Origin of the sequence: Clostridium beijerinckii (assembly GCF_036699995.1) — a bacterium.
Classification (GTDB): domain Bacteria; phylum Bacillota; class Clostridia; order Clostridiales; family Clostridiaceae; genus Clostridium; species Clostridium helianthi.
The window spans coordinates 3,822,227-3,838,451 of the sequence record NZ_CP144906.1 but is presented as its reverse complement, the minus strand read 5'-3'; the positions used below and the strand labels follow the sequence as shown (position 1 = coordinate 3,838,451).

The 16,225-nt window shown below is 28.7% G+C and carries 15 protein-coding genes; 13 read left to right on the top strand and 2 right to left on the bottom strand.

What is annotated here, in order from left to right:
- The first annotated feature begins 212 nt into the window (after positions 1 to 212).
- The 13 genes from PZA12_RS17710 to PZA12_RS17650 all read left to right on the top strand — a co-directional run bounded on the left by PZA12_RS17710 (position 213) and on the right by PZA12_RS17650 (position 14,529).
- A complete protein-coding gene (locus PZA12_RS17710) occupies positions 213 to 785 on the top strand; it encodes a class I SAM-dependent methyltransferase (RefSeq protein ID WP_078116648.1) in 573 nt (190 codons plus the stop codon).
- Between the two features lie 220 nt (positions 786 to 1,005).
- Positions 1,006 to 1,812 (top strand): type II CAAX endopeptidase family protein, encoded by an 807-nt coding sequence (locus tag PZA12_RS17705; protein ID WP_103697784.1) that lies wholly within the window; start codon positions 1,006 to 1,008, stop codon positions 1,810 to 1,812.
- 622 nt (positions 1,813 to 2,434) lie between these two features.
- Positions 2,435 to 3,046, top strand: a complete 612-nt coding sequence (locus PZA12_RS17700) for a hypothetical protein (protein WP_078116647.1) — start codon at positions 2,435 to 2,437, stop codon at positions 3,044 to 3,046.
- A 172-nt stretch (positions 3,047 to 3,218) separates the two neighbouring features.
- A complete protein-coding gene (locus PZA12_RS17695; protein ID WP_078116646.1) occupies positions 3,219 to 3,650 on the top strand; it encodes a hypothetical protein in 432 nt (143 codons plus the stop codon).
- A 56-nt stretch (positions 3,651 to 3,706) separates the two neighbouring features.
- Positions 3,707 to 4,453, top strand: coding sequence for an AAA family ATPase (locus PZA12_RS17690; RefSeq protein WP_078116645.1), 747 nt, complete (start codon positions 3,707 to 3,709; stop codon positions 4,451 to 4,453).
- Between the two features lie 58 nt (positions 4,454 to 4,511).
- The gene (locus PZA12_RS17685) at positions 4,512 to 5,342 is read left to right on the top strand and encodes a 4Fe-4S binding protein (RefSeq protein ID WP_078116644.1); all 831 of its coding nucleotides are present in this window, start codon (positions 4,512 to 4,514) and stop codon (positions 5,340 to 5,342) included.
- 98 nt (positions 5,343 to 5,440) lie between these two features.
- Positions 5,441 to 6,277, top strand: coding sequence for a CPBP family intramembrane glutamic endopeptidase (locus PZA12_RS17680; RefSeq protein WP_078116643.1), 837 nt, complete (start codon positions 5,441 to 5,443; stop codon positions 6,275 to 6,277).
- Positions 6,278 to 6,611: 334 nt separating this feature from the next.
- On the top strand, positions 6,612 to 7,244 hold the full coding sequence (locus PZA12_RS17675; protein WP_078116642.1) for a CatB-related O-acetyltransferase: 633 nt from the start codon (positions 6,612 to 6,614) through the stop codon (positions 7,242 to 7,244).
- Between the two features lie 217 nt (positions 7,245 to 7,461).
- Positions 7,462 to 8,571, top strand: a complete 1,110-nt coding sequence (locus PZA12_RS17670; protein WP_078116641.1) for a C45 family autoproteolytic acyltransferase/hydolase — start codon at positions 7,462 to 7,464, stop codon at positions 8,569 to 8,571.
- A gap of 17 nt (positions 8,572 to 8,588) precedes the next feature.
- Entirely contained in the window at positions 8,589 to 9,461 is an 873-nt protein-coding gene (locus PZA12_RS17665; RefSeq protein WP_103697783.1) for an AraC family transcriptional regulator, read from the top strand.
- Positions 9,462 to 9,718: 257 nt separating this feature from the next.
- Positions 9,719 to 10,345, top strand: coding sequence for a hypothetical protein (locus PZA12_RS17660; protein WP_078116639.1), 627 nt, complete (start codon positions 9,719 to 9,721; stop codon positions 10,343 to 10,345).
- A 74-nt stretch (positions 10,346 to 10,419) separates the two neighbouring features.
- A complete protein-coding gene (locus tag PZA12_RS17655; RefSeq protein WP_171983654.1) occupies positions 10,420 to 10,866 on the top strand; it encodes a GNAT family N-acetyltransferase in 447 nt (148 codons plus the stop codon).
- 2,292 nt (positions 10,867 to 13,158) lie between these two features.
- Positions 13,159 to 14,529, top strand: coding sequence for a TPM domain-containing protein (locus PZA12_RS17650; protein WP_078116637.1), 1,371 nt, complete (start codon positions 13,159 to 13,161; stop codon positions 14,527 to 14,529).
- A 195-nt stretch (positions 14,530 to 14,724) separates the two neighbouring features.
- Here the strand turns inward: PZA12_RS17650 and PZA12_RS17645 are convergent, their stop codons facing one another.
- Both PZA12_RS17645 and PZA12_RS17640 read right to left on the bottom strand, forming a co-directional pair.
- Complete coding sequence (locus PZA12_RS17645) at positions 14,725 to 15,042, bottom strand: hypothetical protein (protein WP_078116636.1); 318 nt, start codon at positions 15,040 to 15,042, stop codon at positions 14,725 to 14,727.
- A 234-nt stretch (positions 15,043 to 15,276) separates the two neighbouring features.
- Positions 15,277 to 16,077, bottom strand: a complete 801-nt coding sequence (locus PZA12_RS17640) for an epoxyqueuosine reductase (protein ID WP_078116635.1) — start codon at positions 16,075 to 16,077, stop codon at positions 15,277 to 15,279.
- Positions 16,078 to 16,225: the final 148 nt, after the last annotated feature.

Here is a 16,225-nt window from a genome sequence, read left to right as displayed (position 1 = left end):
ATTTGAAATTATGTGGATATAAGCCGAATTGAATACGTATTTGTACCATATGAATATGAAAATTTCGCTAGAAGGTTATTTATAAAAAGAATGGAGTTTTTATGGAAAATAGGAATATTTCTTTGAAAATTAAATACTATATACTTACAAAATATACTATAATTAATAAAGGATGACAAATAATTGTGCAATGTATTGTTGGAGGAAACAAGATGGAGTATATGGGAAATAGAGAATACTGGGATAATAAATTTGCTAATAGAAGTGATAGTCCACTAAATCCAGAAAAATCGGTAACTGAAAATATTACATATTTCAAAAAAGGATCTGTTCTTGATATAGCATGTGGAGATGGTAGAAATACTTTGTTTCTACTTGAAAATGGATTCGAAGTAACAGGCGTTGATTTTAGTAGTAAAGCTCTTGATAGGCTTAAGACATTTGCTAAAAGAAATAATTATCTAGTTAATACAAAGCAAGTTGACTTAAGTATATCTAATTCTTTAAAGGATATTGGAATATTTGATAATATCTTAATCAATCATTACAGGTTAAGTAAAGAGCAGTTCGGAGACTTGGAAAATCACATAACTAATGATGGAATTTTATTTATTTGTGGTTTTGGGCATAAGCATAAGGTTGATTCTAAAATTAGAAAAGAGGATTTTATTCAGCCAACCGATTTTGAAAATTTAAAGAGATCCTTTGAGTTAATTGAAAATATAGAAAATGAAGATAATAGAGGATTTCTTGTCACTTATATTTTCCGTAAAAGATCAGCGTAAAACACAATATATAAATAGAACTAAAAAATCATTATCTAACCAATTTGATACAGTAAATTATGAAGATGTTTTCTGGAAAGTTGAATGATATATGTTTATGTAATATTTTATATTTTGAATTTAAAAGAAAAATGTAAAAATAATATAGGTAATTTATTTTAATTATCGTTAACTTGATAGCAATAATATTAAGCTTATCCTTTGTAGAAAAGAGGTAACTATGACTGTTAAGAATTCTATAAGAAAAGATTCTGAAAAAGTATATATTATTACTGTTCTTTTAATTACATGGATTATTACAATTATGTTGTTTATTAATCCTACTATAGGTAAAAATGATTTTGCTTTAATCATGTTCATTCCTGCAATATTAGCTATTATCTTTAATAAGATTACAAATGATCATCAAGCAAATTTATTTAAAGACACAACTTTAAAATCAGTGTTGTTTGGAATTTTTTATCCTATTGTTTTTATAGGGATTTGCTCATTTATAGCTCACCTTACTGGTGTTGGAAATATTAGTGTTAATAAGGAATTGACATTCAAAACTATTATAATTCTAATAGTGTCTGTAGTTGTTGGTTTATTCTTAGCCTTGGGAGAAGAATATGGATGGAGGGGATATCTACTTCCCAGATTAACAAAAGATTATGGTAAAACGAAAGCAACTATAATAGTAGGTATAGTATGGGGATTGTATCACATTCCTGCTGTTTTTCTTTTGGCAAAAGCAACTGGAATAGGTAATCCATTATTCTTATGTCTTATCCAAGCATTTGCTGCCTTTACATATAGTTTTCCTTCATCTTATTGTTATTATTCTTCAAGGAGTTTATTACCAGTGCTATTTCTGCACTCGGTGTGGAATGTGGTTAATCCTTTGATGCTTGGTGATATTTATACAAACACATCTGGATTGATATGTGGAGATATAATAAAAATAAATGGAGAGGGTGTACTTGGATGTATTTTAGGTGCAATAATGATTTTCTATTTTGTAACGCAATTTAGAAAAGATATATAAAGAGAAATATCAGTATTTATAGGTTATATAGATAACCAAACTAAGACCTGAACTTATGTATATAACTCGCCGAAATGAATAACATACTTTTGTTTCAGTTTCTAGGTAATTCTGATGGGTGATTCTAAGGCTATAAAGTTGCACCCAAAGTGCTAGCCTCAAAGAACAAGCGCTCACAGAGAAAGTTCTAAGAACGAAATATAAAATGCTCATAGAGAAAGTTCTGCTTACCAAATGTAAAATTTGGAGCATCACTTTTCGATTATCACTTTTTGAACTAGCACATTTGGAACAACTTATAGCCAAAGAATCACATCCATCAAAATTACCAATGAAACATTCCATATTATGACCCTTGTGGTTACAAAAGTATATTACTCATTTCTGGTTGGGATATAACTTCATAGTATAAATCTAGCTAATAATTGGTTTATGCATATATACAACTTTAAAACTATATTTATGTAGTAACTTACCGAAATCATAAATATTTCGATTTCAAAAATACTTATAATTCTTAGTCAATATGTGAATTTAAAGTTTTAGAAAATTGGTAAATATGTTTATTTAATAAGTCAAATATTTAATTTGGCTATCAAGATTACAAATAAGGAGAAGAAAAATGAAAAAACTTGATATTAAAAGTATAACTATAGGCTTTGCGATTGGAGCAATAGGAGTTTCTGTAGTTTTTGCAGCAATAGGAAGAATATCAGCAACTACTAATGCGAAAAAGACTGTTGTAGTTTCATCTGAAGGAAAAACATCAGAATCTGCTAATGGTAAAAATGATAATGTGGCTTCAGGAGAAGCAATAAAATCAGCTGTTATCAATAATGATAAGGTATATTTTAATGGTAAAGAAATTGATTTAAAGAAACCACTAGTTACCATTGAAAAGGATGGTGAGTCAGAACCTCAATTGTATATGCCAATGGATGAATTGTTAGAATATATGCATTTTAAAGTTGAATTCAATAACAAAGATAATGCTGTGTATTTAACTATGGGCCAAGATAATCAACAAAACGCAGAAGCTATAAGTGGCATTTCAGCAAATGAAGCAGATGCAAAAGCTATAGATACCATTCAGAAAACAGGTAATTGGGGATATATTGAAAAATACATACCACATATGTCTGCTGATGGGATTAAACAGGTTGTAGATATATATAACTCTAAACATTCAAACCCATCTGAACATAAAAATGCATCAAATTATATAAAGAACTAAATTTAATTGGGGAAATAACCCGAAAGGGGGAAATGCAATTAAGAGGAAATATTTAATTATAGTAAGTATAATAGCTGTTCTAACTGGTATAGCATATATTTTATTTCCAGAGAAATATCTTTTTGTAAAAAGTACAAATTTGAAAGATGATAGTTTGGCTGGAGTTTGCTTAATGGAACAAGTTGATATACAGGCTTTAGAAGAGAAATTTGGAAAATTGACAAATGATAATATTAATAAAAATGGATTAAGGGGGTTAGAATTTGATAATTATCCGTATTATGCATATGTCCAAATAGATAAAGATAATGAAGCTGCTAGGATATCAGTTGGATATCCTAATAAGTCAGATAATACAAAATTTGTAACAAGTAGAGGCATAGGCTCAGAGTCTAAATTTTCAGATGTATTAAAGGCTTATGGTGATAATTATGCAAAAAAAACTTATTCAGATTTTATGGGTAGCGGTGATGGATATGATGTCACATATATTGATAAGGAGCAAAAGACTTCAATTAAATTTGAGTTTAATGAAAGTGATCCTTATTCAGATAAAAAGGAAGAATTTCTTCACTATATTACTCTAAAAAGGCTATTGGATTAATGGGATACGGAGTACGTTTCAATGAAATGGGAAAGTAACAATGAGGTGATATATGAGTGCTATATGATAATGTGTATATAAAGGAAATACGTCTCAAGAAAGAAATTCATAAAGATGACAGCTATATTAAAGAGTTACCTGTAGTTAATAACTTAACTAGCTTAGATATATCAAGAAATGTAACATTTTTTGTTGGTGAAAATGGTAGCGGAAAATCAACATTACTAGAAGCTATTGCTGTTAATAGTGGATTTAATGCAGAAGGAGGAACTAAAAACTTTTGTTTTTCATCAAGAGAAACACATTCAGATTTATATAAATATATTACTGTAGTTAAAGGTGTGCAGAGGCCTCGTGATGGTTTCTTTCTAAGGGCAGAAAGTTTTTATAATGTAGCCACAGAAATAGAAAAACTCGATTTAGAAAGCTCTGAGGGAGTTCCTGTTATAAAGAGTTATGGAGGTACATCATTACATAAGATGTCACATGGTGAAAGCTTCATTACACTAATGACAAATCGTTTTAGTGGGAATGGATTATATATCTTAGATGAACCAGAAGCTGCATTATCACCTACAAAACAAATGGCTATGCTTACTATTATTAATGAACTAGTAAAGAAAAAATCACAGTTTATTATAGCAACTCATTCACCAATATTAATGGCGTACCCAGGTGCAGATATATTTGTTATTGATGATGATGGAATTACGAAAACTCCTTATAAAAAGACTGATAACTATATGATAACAAGAAAGTTTTTAGAAAATCCTGAAAAGATGATGGGCTATTTATTTGAATAGATTATATAGTAAAACTAAATGGCGTATTAGTAATATAAATTAGGGGGATGGGAAAGATATGGATAAACAATATTTTATAAAAACCGCAGAGGACTTTGTTGAGAATTCACAAGATAACTATATAACAAAGGAAATAGCTATTTCGGAAAATGTTGTAGGAATGAAGATTTTTGATGCTCCAATTTTGGCATTTGGTTCTGTGGATGATGAGTACTTTACATTATTAAAACAACCATCAGCAATTGGGAAACACTTCATGCTTCCAAAAGAATGGTTACCACAATCAAAGACTGTTATATCATTTTTCTTACCATTTAGCGAAGAGGTTAAAAAAGGAAATAGAAAGAATATGTCATGGCCTTCTGAAGAATGGCTTCATGGACGTATTGAAGGTCAGGGTTTGTTAAATAAGTTGTGTATGCATTTAAAATCTGAATTGATCAATGCAGGATATAATAGTGTCGTACCTACCTTAGATGAAAGATTCTGGTCAAATGCTAATCATCCAAATCATGAAGAAAAATTTACAAGCAATTGGTCTGAAAGACATGCTGCTTTTGTATGTGGGCTTGGAACATTTGGACTTTCTAAAGGACTTATAACAAAGAAAGGTATATCTGGAAGACTTGGTAGTATCATCACAGAATTATACTTATCACCTGATAAGAGAGAATACGAAAATATATATGAGTACTGTTCGATGTGCGGTAAATGCGTAAGAAATTGTCCAGCTAATGCAATATCTATAGAAAATGGGAAGAATCATATTATATGCTCTGAATTTTTGGACATAACAATGGAAAAACATAAGCCTAGATATGGCTGTGGAAAGTGTCAGATAGATGTACCTTGTGAATCTAGAATACCAAAACAGCATAATATAAAATAAATATTATATTTATTTTAATTTTTAGCAGGAGCAACGTTATAATTTGCTTTGCTTTTAAAATTACGAATTGACGTAAACTATAGAAGGGGAACTTGAAAATGAGTATTATAGAAAGGGTTAATGAACACAAAAAAGTTGTATATTTAATGAGTACTTTTTTGCTTACGTGGATGTTTTGGGTTCTTTCATTTACATCGAACAGTTTTAGTTTAAATGCAATTTTTCGTACAGTTGGTTCATTAATGCCAAGTATTATGGCTATAATTTTTACTAATTATTTTTATGGAAGAATAGGGTTAAGAAAATTCTTAAAAAAGTTAACTATCTGGAAGGTCAATCCGCTTTTTTATGTTTTTATACTTTTTTATTCAATATCATCATTTTATGTACCATCCTTTATTTGTCTTATAGCAGGGGCAGACTATAAAATACATATCAAAAATCAAATATTTGGTTTTAATCTCGATAATCCATTATCGTTATTAGCATGTTTATTAGTTATCTTAATTTTTGGAGGACCGCTTGGTGAGGAACTTGGATGGAGAGGTTTTGTATTGCCAATACTTCAAGAAAAGTATAGCCAATTGCTATCAGGCGTAATAGTTGGAGTTATTTGGACTTGCTGGCATATACCAATGTTTTTATTTCATATTCAAGGATATGATAATTTTATAGTATATCTTCTGCAAACTATTTCTTTAAGCATTATATACACATGGATTTATAATCATGTAAAGGGAAGTTTGCTAATCCTAGTTTTATACCATTGCATTGATGATTTTATTCCATCTATATGTTTTCCTGAATTTTTAAATTACTTTAATATGTATTCAGCTATTTATTGGGTAATACAACTAATAGTTTTACTATGTATTATCTTTAATATGACTCGAAAAAAATCAAGTAAACTTCAGAATTTTGATTTAAGTCAGTAATTAGAACACTATAATATAAGGACAATCATTTTATGTTTCCGGAGTTATCTCATACTTAATATATAAAGGGTGAGTATAATAGACAAGTAATTAAATTTAATAAAATGGAAAATACATCTATAAGAATTTTAAAAATTATATTAAAATTGGACAACTGTATGTCTCAAAGACATTTTTACAAAGTTAGTAATATGAAGAAGAATAATATAAAAAATAGAACAATAAGACCCTAAATAAAAAATGAAGATTATCGTACTGGGAGTGATTTGATGAAAAAATACATTGTAGTAATGGGATAGTCAAAAGCAACTTAATATAAAGGAGAGAACTAAAAATGACTATTCCAAATGCAAATAAAATATATCCAAGAAGTAATGATTGCCAAACTATATATCTTAAAAATGTAATTACAAGGGCTAATATAAAAGTTGGAGATTATACAATATATAATGATTTTTATGATGATCCAAGAGAGTTTGAAAAGAATAATGTACTATACCAGTATCCTATAAACAATGATAAATTAATAATTGGCAAGTTTTGTTCAATTGCATGTAAAGCAAAGTTTCTCATGACTAGTGGAAATCACACAATGAGATCACTGTCTACTTATACATTTCCAATATTTTATGATGAATGGGGTTTGGATGTCAGCCTTATAACAGATGCTTGGGATAATAAAGGCGATATTGTAATTGGAAATGATGTATGGATAGGTTATGACGCTATAATTATGTCAGGCGTGAAAATAGGTGATGGTGCAATTATTGGTACTAGGGCAATAGTTACTAATGATGTGCCACCTTATACTATTGTTGGAGGAATACCTGCAAAAGTTATAAAAAAAAGATTTGGTGATGACATAATTTTAAAGTTGCTAAAAATTAAGTGGTGGGATTGGCCATATGAAAAGATCAAAGCAAATATTAAATACATTCAGTCAGGGGATATTGATAAATTAATGTAACATGTTGTGGCTAAATATTCTTAAAAGACGTATCAACGGTTGATATGTCTTTTTTTTACACAATAAATTATATAAGCATGACATTTACAAAATATGTTACAATCAAGTGGTGGTAAATGGTAATTTTAATAAAAGATTATATAAAAAATCCGCAGAAAATATCAAGTATGTCATCTTATCTTAGCTTATAATTCTTTTGAAAGATGAGGTGTTTCTTATGAAAAAGACAAAGACATACTTAAAGAATTTTGTAGGAACAAGTTATGAGGTTGGAACGCGGATTGGGAATTGGATTTTATCTGAACCTAATTTATTGAAAAAGATAATTTTACCATCTAATGCCTATCCACAAAGTAAATTAAAAGAAATATTCAATTTGCTTGATCGATATTGCAGTGGTGTAAATGAGGAAATCGAAGGATTCGTAGATACAGTTGGAATTTCCAAAGAACAAGCAATTTTTTATGCAATGACATATTTAGAACGTGGATGTAGCTTAATGTCTGCAGTACCAAACAAGATTGAAAATGGACACACTTTGATGGCACGTAACTACGACTTTAATGATGAGATGGAAGAGATGTGTTTTGCGTATACGGCCATTAGAGGGAAATATCGTTATATCGGTTCTACACTTAATCTATTCGGACGATGCGATGGGATGAATGAATATGGATTGGCAGCTTGTAAAGCTAGTAATGGATTACCTGTTGGGAATTTTGAAGGGGGACAGAAAGCTGGCATAACTGGGTTTTCTTTTTGGGTTGTTATCCGAAGTATTTTGGAAAACTGCAAAAATGTTGAGGAAGCTATTGCATGGGCAATGGATGCACCTATTGGATATAATATAAATCTAATGCTTGCTGATAATAGTAATAAAATTGCATTGTTACAGTGTATAGATGGTCATAAATCATATCGTATTTTGGATAATGAATCTAAGCAGAAATTTCTTATTTCTACAAATCATACAGTTTTACCGGAAATAAAGCCATATGAAAAGATGTTAATTGAAAACTCGGTGATTCGTTACAAAGCAATAGAAAAAATGTTTTGTGAAAAAGAAAAAATATCAGAAAAAGATTTAAAAGATATCTTATCTACATCCTATCCAAAAGGATTGTGTTGTCACTATTATCCTGAATTTTTTGGAACTTTACGCTCTATGGTATTTAATACAACCGAGAAAAAAATAGAAATGACATTTGGTTCGCCACAAGCAAATGAATGGAAAACTTTTATGGTAGAAAAGCTACAAGAGCAAGAAATTATTGTGAATCTTCCTTGTGAAAAAGCGGGAAAAGATTTTTATAATATTATGCCTTAAATAAGGAGGAAACTGTATTGAAAGACAAGCAAATTATTGGTAGAGCAATTATATTTATTGAAACGAACTTGTATGAGCCATTGACTGTAGAATCAGTTGCGAGTGCAGTTTCCTATTCTTATTATCATTTCCATCGTTATTTTCAAGTAGTAATGGGTGAAACTATTGGCAGCTATATTCGAAGCCGAAGATTGACTCAAGCGGCATATAATCTTGTACATAGTAACAAAAGGATTTTAGATATAGCAATTTCACTGTATTTTGAGTCTGCTGAAAGTTTTACAAGAGCCTTTAAGAAGAGATATGGAATTACACCGATGGAATATAGAAAAAATGGTATTGATGTGTTGATTGGAAATCATAATCCAATGCAAATTGATAAAATCACTGAATCCAATTATGCAAATCTTCAACCAGAAATAGTAACATTTCAACCTAAATGTGTTGTTGGATTTAGATATTACATGAGTATTGAGAAAAATAACAGTATTGAAATGTGGGAAAAGTTGAATGCTCAATTAGAGAAGCAAAAGTATATTTCAATGAATAATAATAGATATAGTATTTATGAAACAAGTGGTACATGCCTGCAAAATACATTTAATAAAAATAGTGAAACCACTTTATTTATAGGAATTGAAACATCGGGTGACAATAATATTTCAGAAGGTATGGAATTAAAAGAAATTAGCGGCGGAAAGTATGTTAAATTCATACATAAAGGTACAGTAAAAAACTTGCTTTCTACATATTATTATATTTGGGGTGTCTGGTTTCCTAATAGTGCTTTTCGATTAGATGACAGAGATGATTTGGAATGCTACACAGAGAAATTTTTAGGAGCTGAAGATGAAGAATCAAAGATTGAAATTTATTTTCCGATCCAATAGCATATATACAACAAAAATTTACTAAATCTCAATTTATAGGGCAGTTATAAATCTTATTATTTCTAATTAATTAAAATAAACTTTGAAAATTGTATGGTATAGTATTTATACTTCATAGAATAATTATTTAACAATAGTTAATAAACTGTGAATTTTATAAGTTGTCCCATGAGTCGCTGTTTACTATGCTATAATTTACTATAATGGTATTAAATTGCTATTGGTATGATAAATATGATTATGGTGAGGGCGAAATAATGAACTATTATAAAGAAAAATGTATTTTAGGTGAATGGAAATCTAATGATGGGAAAGTAAACCTTAATATTGAAAAGATAGGTGAAACATATAAATGCACTTGGAGGAGAGATGAAGAAAATTCCAGTCATGAGTACTCTGGAATTGGAATGTTGATCGATGACAAGTTACTTGTATCAAGGTGTTTAAAGCAAGTTCCAATAGCTGGAGTTGGTGTGTATAAACAAATAGGAGATTTACGGTCAAATTCAGCTCTTTGGGCTTCAACACAGAATTTCGATACATTAGGTTCTGGGATTGCATTAAGGAATGAAACAAGCGAAAATTTTGAGGGAAATTATAAGGTTAGGTACTTTATAAAAGAATATGAATCTCCTGTTTTTGATCTAAAAATTATAAGAAGGGATCAAAGTGATGATTTATATGACTTAAGTTGGTCCGTAAATAATCAAGTTCAATTGCATGGAATTGGTACAACTCATGATAGACAGATGCTTTTGGCATATGGTGGAATAAATTTTGAATACGAAGTAGTTATTTTAAATATCGATAATCAAGGTAAATTAAGTGGAAAATGTGCTTCTGTAAGAAATAGTAGCGTTAATGAAGAAATATATATTAGATAATATGCTATAATTAATACGGAATAGTAAATTTTAATTGTGTAGTAGACAAATTGTAATTTACAGGAGGAAATATGATGAATTATAGAAAAGCAGATATGAAAGACATACCTTTACTTGTGAGTATTAGAAAGAAGCAACTCATTGATGAAGGCATAGAGCCCAATATTGATATTGATGAGGAATTGACGAGATATTTTAATAACAAACTGGCTAATAATTTATTGGTTGAATGGATTGCAGAAGAAAATAACCAAATTATAGCTACAGCTGCTATTGCATTTATTGATTTTCCACCAACATATACTAATAAAACTGGAAGAAAAGGTTATATAACTAATATGTATACAGAACCGACTTCTCGTGGTAAGGGTATAGCTACAGGAATGTTAGATAGGTTAGTAAATGAAGCAAAGGAACGAAACATTCATAAGATTTGTTTAGTAGCATCAAAACTTGGAAGACCTGTTTATAAAAAATATGGATTTCAAGATACAGATGAATGGTTGGAATTAAATTTATAAGTGTAAATTCAAATTTATCGTTGAGGTAATTCGTAATGTTCCTAAGTTATGAATCAATAAAATTAAATAACAAATTGTAAAATCGTATTATTCAAAAGAAATTGAATTTACGATTTTTTTATGCGCAATTCTATTATTTTACGTAGTAAATTACATTGATATTTTTAAAAATTAAATAATACTACCTTTACAAAATATATTACAATTAGTGAAGAATTGTGGATTTGAGCAAGATTTTTAGTCAAGAGTGAATTTTCACTTATAATATGAATAAAGAAAGGTGTGATTACTATAAATAAATTTTTTAAGCCAATACTAGCTTGTATAAGTAAATTAAGTCTATTTATAGTAAACCTATTAATGAGTATAATCGTCTTTTTCTATATGTCTTTTTTGCATGACTTAAGTCAATTATCGGCAGGGGTTTCACTATGGCATAGTACTGTTTTAGAGATGAGTACACTAGCGATTATTAGTTTAATTGGAGCTATATTAGGTTTTATCACAAAACGCAATCACATGAAAAAGTTTTGTACATGTACAATTTTGGGATATTTATTATCAATTCTATCCACAAATGGCTATTATCATAAAAGAATCTACTTTAACTTTCCAATGCAAATGCTGGTAGGATTTATTTGTATAATTTCATTCATTATTTCTTTTCATTATATTTTAGATAGAAAAGACAACTTAAAATAATGAAAACTTTTTTATGTTATTTATTACAGGAATGCTTGGCTTTGAACCAGTAATGTTAAAATAATAGCATGGAATATTAAAAACATAATTCTAGTTTAAAATGATTAGTGCCCTGACAAGGGGAAGCAAGTAAGACAAGTTAATTGTATAATTCATAACAGTAATTTATTAGGAATTGATAATACATGAAAAGTAATAAGATGTTTCGAATAATATATTCTCTAACTATATTAGTGTAATTTTTTTTTATTTTCTATACAGGATTTAAATTATCAAATTGAAACACAATATAATTAGTTATATTATATTAGCAATTATAAGTGGCTGTTTGCTACAGATATGTGTAAAAATATTTAGTAGAAGAAATAAATGATATATTTCTTGAATTTTGGACAAATAAAAAATGCATTTACAGTAGATGTTATAATAGAAATATAGAGGAAGAATAGGTTAATTGCATTATTTACATTATAAGGGGAATGATCTTCATGAATAGCTTGTTTTAGGATTTGTAGCTTGCTTTGTAGCATATTTTATAACGGACTTTTTTTGTCAAAAATTAGGCATAGAAAGATTAATAAATAGTAAAAGACATATGAGAATTAGCTTATTTCTAATTGCTGCGGTATTTAATATTATTTTCACATCAATTATTGAGAATTTTGTTTCAAGAGAATATCACTTTTTGCTTAAATCTTTTTTAGCTGGAGCAACTTTCTACTTTATTGTTTTTATATTACCATTTAATAATAAAAAGATTAAATAACAATATATTTACGATAACTATAAAGATAACATACAATATAGTGAAATAATTAAAGCATAGTTTTATGTAATGTATAAGCATAGAATTATTTTAGAAGAGATATGCTCCTTTTAATGTAAACAGATTAAAAAAATAGAAATCTGTCTACATTAAAGGGAGTATTTTTGTACTCTTACAATACTGGTTAATATTGGAAGATAGCATATTATATTTAAAATGAACAATGACAAAAAATGATATAATTTGAAAGTCTAATAATAAAATTATTACAAATTATGCTATAATTGATTCATAATAGAAATTTAGTTTAAATTTACAGGAGAATGCATGATGAGATCTTTTTTATGAATATAGTCAATTTAGGTGTTATAGTATAGAATGAAAACAATTACTTATAAAACTTTTTTATATATTACTATAATTCTATTGACTAACGGAACTACAGCATTTGTTGTATTTTATAACAATAGATTATAATGCTTTGTATTAAAATCAAAGAGCAGTCAATAAGATTGTATATATAAATTAGATTCAGACTGACGGATTAAGTGGTACAAGCTGCTGGTTTTAGCATATATGAAGATGGTAAATATATAATTTATAATTTATAATTTATAACAATTTACAGTAATTTTTGAATTTAATAATTAATATAATCAAGAGTAATAATTTTGAAATTGAAAAGTATTATGGTGAAAAGATATTTGAATTTAAGTAAATTGAATACTCAATAGAATTTTCAAAAACTAAGATAAATTATAGTTAGTTTATAGTATATAAATTTAATATATAAAAAATAAATTATAATAAAGAGAGGAAAAGAGATGAAAGTAAAGAGAATTATTTTATCGAGTTTAATATTATTATTACTAATGTCAATTGGGGTGTATTCAGCAGATAAGCATATAGTAGATGATGCTAAAGTCCTAAAACAAGATACTATTAATACTGTTGAACAAAACTTATCAAAAATAGAAAAGAATACAGATGTAATAGTTAAATTTGATGTAGTCAAAACATTGAATGGAAAAAGCATTGATGATTACTCGAAAGAATATGCAAAGAGTAATATAAGTGGAGAGCAATACATTTTATTTGTGACATCAATAGGTGATAAGAAAAATAAAATTTTAGTTGGCGATAAGGCAAATGACATTTTGTCTCAATCAGATATATCCAATATTGTTGCATTACCTAATTCAGACTTTAAAGCTAACAATTTTGATAGCGGAATTATGAAAGTTGGAAAAGCACTTGATGAAAAAGTTACAACTAAGGCAGTTAATGTTGGTAAAGCTGAAGTGGTAAAAGACGGGTATTCAAAAACTGTATCGCATAAAACAAATTATTTTGGAATATTTGTTATTATAATAGTTATCATAGTAATTGCGATGATATTATTTAAAGTAATAAAAAATAAAATGAATAAAGATTATGAAGAAAGAAAAAGGAAATTCGCTGAGGAAAATAATTTAGAATCATATTTAGATTCTGATGATAACTCATTTCATTCAGGTAATATAAGTAAAAGTGAAACAAAACAAAATTATTCAAGTCATGGAAATGGCTCGGATTATAGAAACAATAATGAATCTTCTTCTAACTTTAATAATAACTCAACAAGGACATCAGATAATGCATCAAACAATTATGATACATATCCTTCAGGCAGCCATGTAAATAATACTACTATAATAAATAACAACAATAGTAATAGTGATTTTCTAGAAGGTATGATCGTAGGTGAAATGGTATCTGAATCTTCACGTAATCATCATGAACATTATAATGAGCATTATCATGAAGAACATGGATATAGAGATGATAACGAACATTATAGGGACACTTCATCATATAATTCCAATAGCTTGGATAACAACAGTTCTAAGGAGTCTGACTCATCATCAGATTCAAGTAGCGATTCAGTATATTTATCTGGTAATTGGGATTCAGATAATAGTACAAGCAGTTGGGAATCAGATGATGATTCAAGCTCAGATTCAGATGGTTCATCATCTAGCTGGGGATCAGATGACGACTCAAGTTCAAGCTCAGAAGAATCATCATCTAGTTGGGAATCAGATGATGATTCAAGTTCAGGCGCAGATGAATCATCTTCTAGTTGGGAGTCAGATAGCGACTCAAGTTCAGATGACTCATCATCTAGCTCAGATTCTGGATCAAGTGATTGGTAAAATAAGATGGACAGAACCAGCCTATCATTAAGTAACTTTAAAGCAAAAGTAATTAATGGAATTACATCATAGTAAGAATTTATATTTATCTTATTGTTGAAAGAGAATTAGCGGCATATTTTATAGCTGAAATAATGCATAATTATAGCAAATTGAGCATTAAAGTAAATTAAAGAGGCACTGCATAAGTGCCTTTTAAGAAAATGTCAAAAGAACATTATTATATATTATAAATTTATAATCATATTTAAGAGGTGCTATAGGAATTTCAGTGGAGTTAGCGGGTATTCGAATAAGTTGTTGTATTTTTCTATCAGCATCAACAATAATTAATAGTCCGTCAACGTAGGGCTCATGATTCTGAACCTTATAACTAATATTTTCTCTTAAATTCAAATCTTTCATGGCATAAAAGCCTTGAGAATAAGTTTTTAACTGGGCGGTAATTGTTATTGTATTAAAGGTAAATGATATAAGTAAAAAGACAGAAAGAGTATATATGAATTTTTTCATTTGATAAGCCTTCTTTCATAATTTTAAGGTATATACTATATAACTAAAATTATTATGCGAGGATGTAATAAAAATATTCATGAAAAGTTATGCCCTAAAAGTGAGAAGGCAAGTTTTATATTTGGGTTCTCACTTTTAGGGCATTTTATATTGTGGTAGAAGAATTTTATATATAAACTTTTGAGTTTATTAAATAGTCTATTTATAGTAGAGAGGGAAGGCCATAGATGCAAGCTATTTGATAAAAAATGTGCATGGTGTATTTACTACGCACTTTCCACATACTTCACTACCTATACTGTTTGGCTCATCACCAGATTCGTCGGTGTAAGAACTTCCAAACTCTGTATATAATTCTGCATTTTTCATTAGTACCACATAGCATTTGTGTCTGTCATATCCATCTAAAGTCAATGCACCTGATGGACAATGTTTTACACATACACCACAGCTTCCATTCTTTTTATACAGGCAAAGATCTTCTTTTAAGGGCGAATCTGCTTTTACATCTAGATTTGTTACAATGGTGTTATACCTTCCGCAGCATCCAACCTTAGTTATAAGCATATTATTGATACCAAAGGTTCCAAGACCAGCAGCTTTTGCAAAATGACGATGAGACCAATTGCTTTTTAATATCTTCTGGTCAAATGTAGAAGCCTCTGGTGAAATATCTGCATGATATCCGAGTTTTCGTAGTTCTGATATCATATATCCATTAAGCTTAACAAACATTGCATTAGTTTCTTCATAAGCTAATGCCCATTCAGGAGAGGAAATATCCCCAGGAGTTCCATTGGTTATAGCCAATTCTTTAGTGAATGGGACAAAGTATGCTATGACAATTGAGGCATCGGAAAGAACATCGGTTGGTAATTTATGAGTTGGTGTAATAAGCTTCTTAAAATTTAAAATGTAAGGATTATTAGCATCAGCAAAACCTACTAAAGGCTCACCCCATTTTGTTGAAATATTATCTTGCTCCTCATATTCTTTAACAAAGTTTTTTATCAATTTAGTAATTTTTTCTTTCATACTAAAGCATATCCTCTCTTTATATAAACTATTTCTTTTAACATTTATAATTTTAGGTAAGTTCATACAATAAGTACGACTACTATTTTGGAAATCTATATAGATAAATCAATTCAGAATTAGGCTTATTAGATGAACATATTTACAA

What these genes read in the sequence shown, in the direction of transcription:
- PZA12_RS17710 (WP_078116648.1), top strand. Translation starts at nt 213, where the DNA reads ATGGAGTATATGGGAAATAGAGAATACTGGGATAATAAATTTGCTAAT.
- PZA12_RS17705 (WP_103697784.1), top strand. Translation starts at nt 1,006, where the DNA reads ATGACTGTTAAGAATTCTATAAGAAAAGATTCTGAAAAAGTATATATT.
- PZA12_RS17700 (WP_078116647.1), top strand. Translation starts at nt 2,435, where the DNA reads ATGAAAAAACTTGATATTAAAAGTATAACTATAGGCTTTGCGATTGGA.
- PZA12_RS17695 (WP_078116646.1), top strand. Translation starts at nt 3,219, where the DNA reads ATGGAACAAGTTGATATACAGGCTTTAGAAGAGAAATTTGGAAAATTG.
- PZA12_RS17685 (WP_078116644.1), top strand. Translation starts at nt 4,512, where the DNA reads ATGGATAAACAATATTTTATAAAAACCGCAGAGGACTTTGTTGAGAAT.
- PZA12_RS17680 (WP_078116643.1), top strand. Translation starts at nt 5,441, where the DNA reads ATGAGTATTATAGAAAGGGTTAATGAACACAAAAAAGTTGTATATTTA.
- PZA12_RS17675 (WP_078116642.1), top strand. Translation starts at nt 6,612, where the DNA reads ATGACTATTCCAAATGCAAATAAAATATATCCAAGAAGTAATGATTGC.
- PZA12_RS17670 (WP_078116641.1), top strand. Translation starts at nt 7,462, where the DNA reads ATGAAAAAGACAAAGACATACTTAAAGAATTTTGTAGGAACAAGTTAT.
- PZA12_RS17660 (WP_078116639.1), top strand. Translation starts at nt 9,719, where the DNA reads ATGAACTATTATAAAGAAAAATGTATTTTAGGTGAATGGAAATCTAAT.
- PZA12_RS17655 (WP_171983654.1), top strand. Translation starts at nt 10,420, where the DNA reads ATGAATTATAGAAAAGCAGATATGAAAGACATACCTTTACTTGTGAGT.
- PZA12_RS17650 (WP_078116637.1), top strand. Translation starts at nt 13,159, where the DNA reads ATGAAAGTAAAGAGAATTATTTTATCGAGTTTAATATTATTATTACTA.
- PZA12_RS17645 (WP_078116636.1), bottom strand. Translation starts at nt 15,042, where the DNA reads ATGAAAAAATTCATATATACTCTTTCTGTCTTTTTACTTATATCATTT.
- PZA12_RS17640 (WP_078116635.1), bottom strand. Translation starts at nt 16,077, where the DNA reads ATGAAAGAAAAAATTACTAAATTGATAAAAAACTTTGTTAAAGAATAT.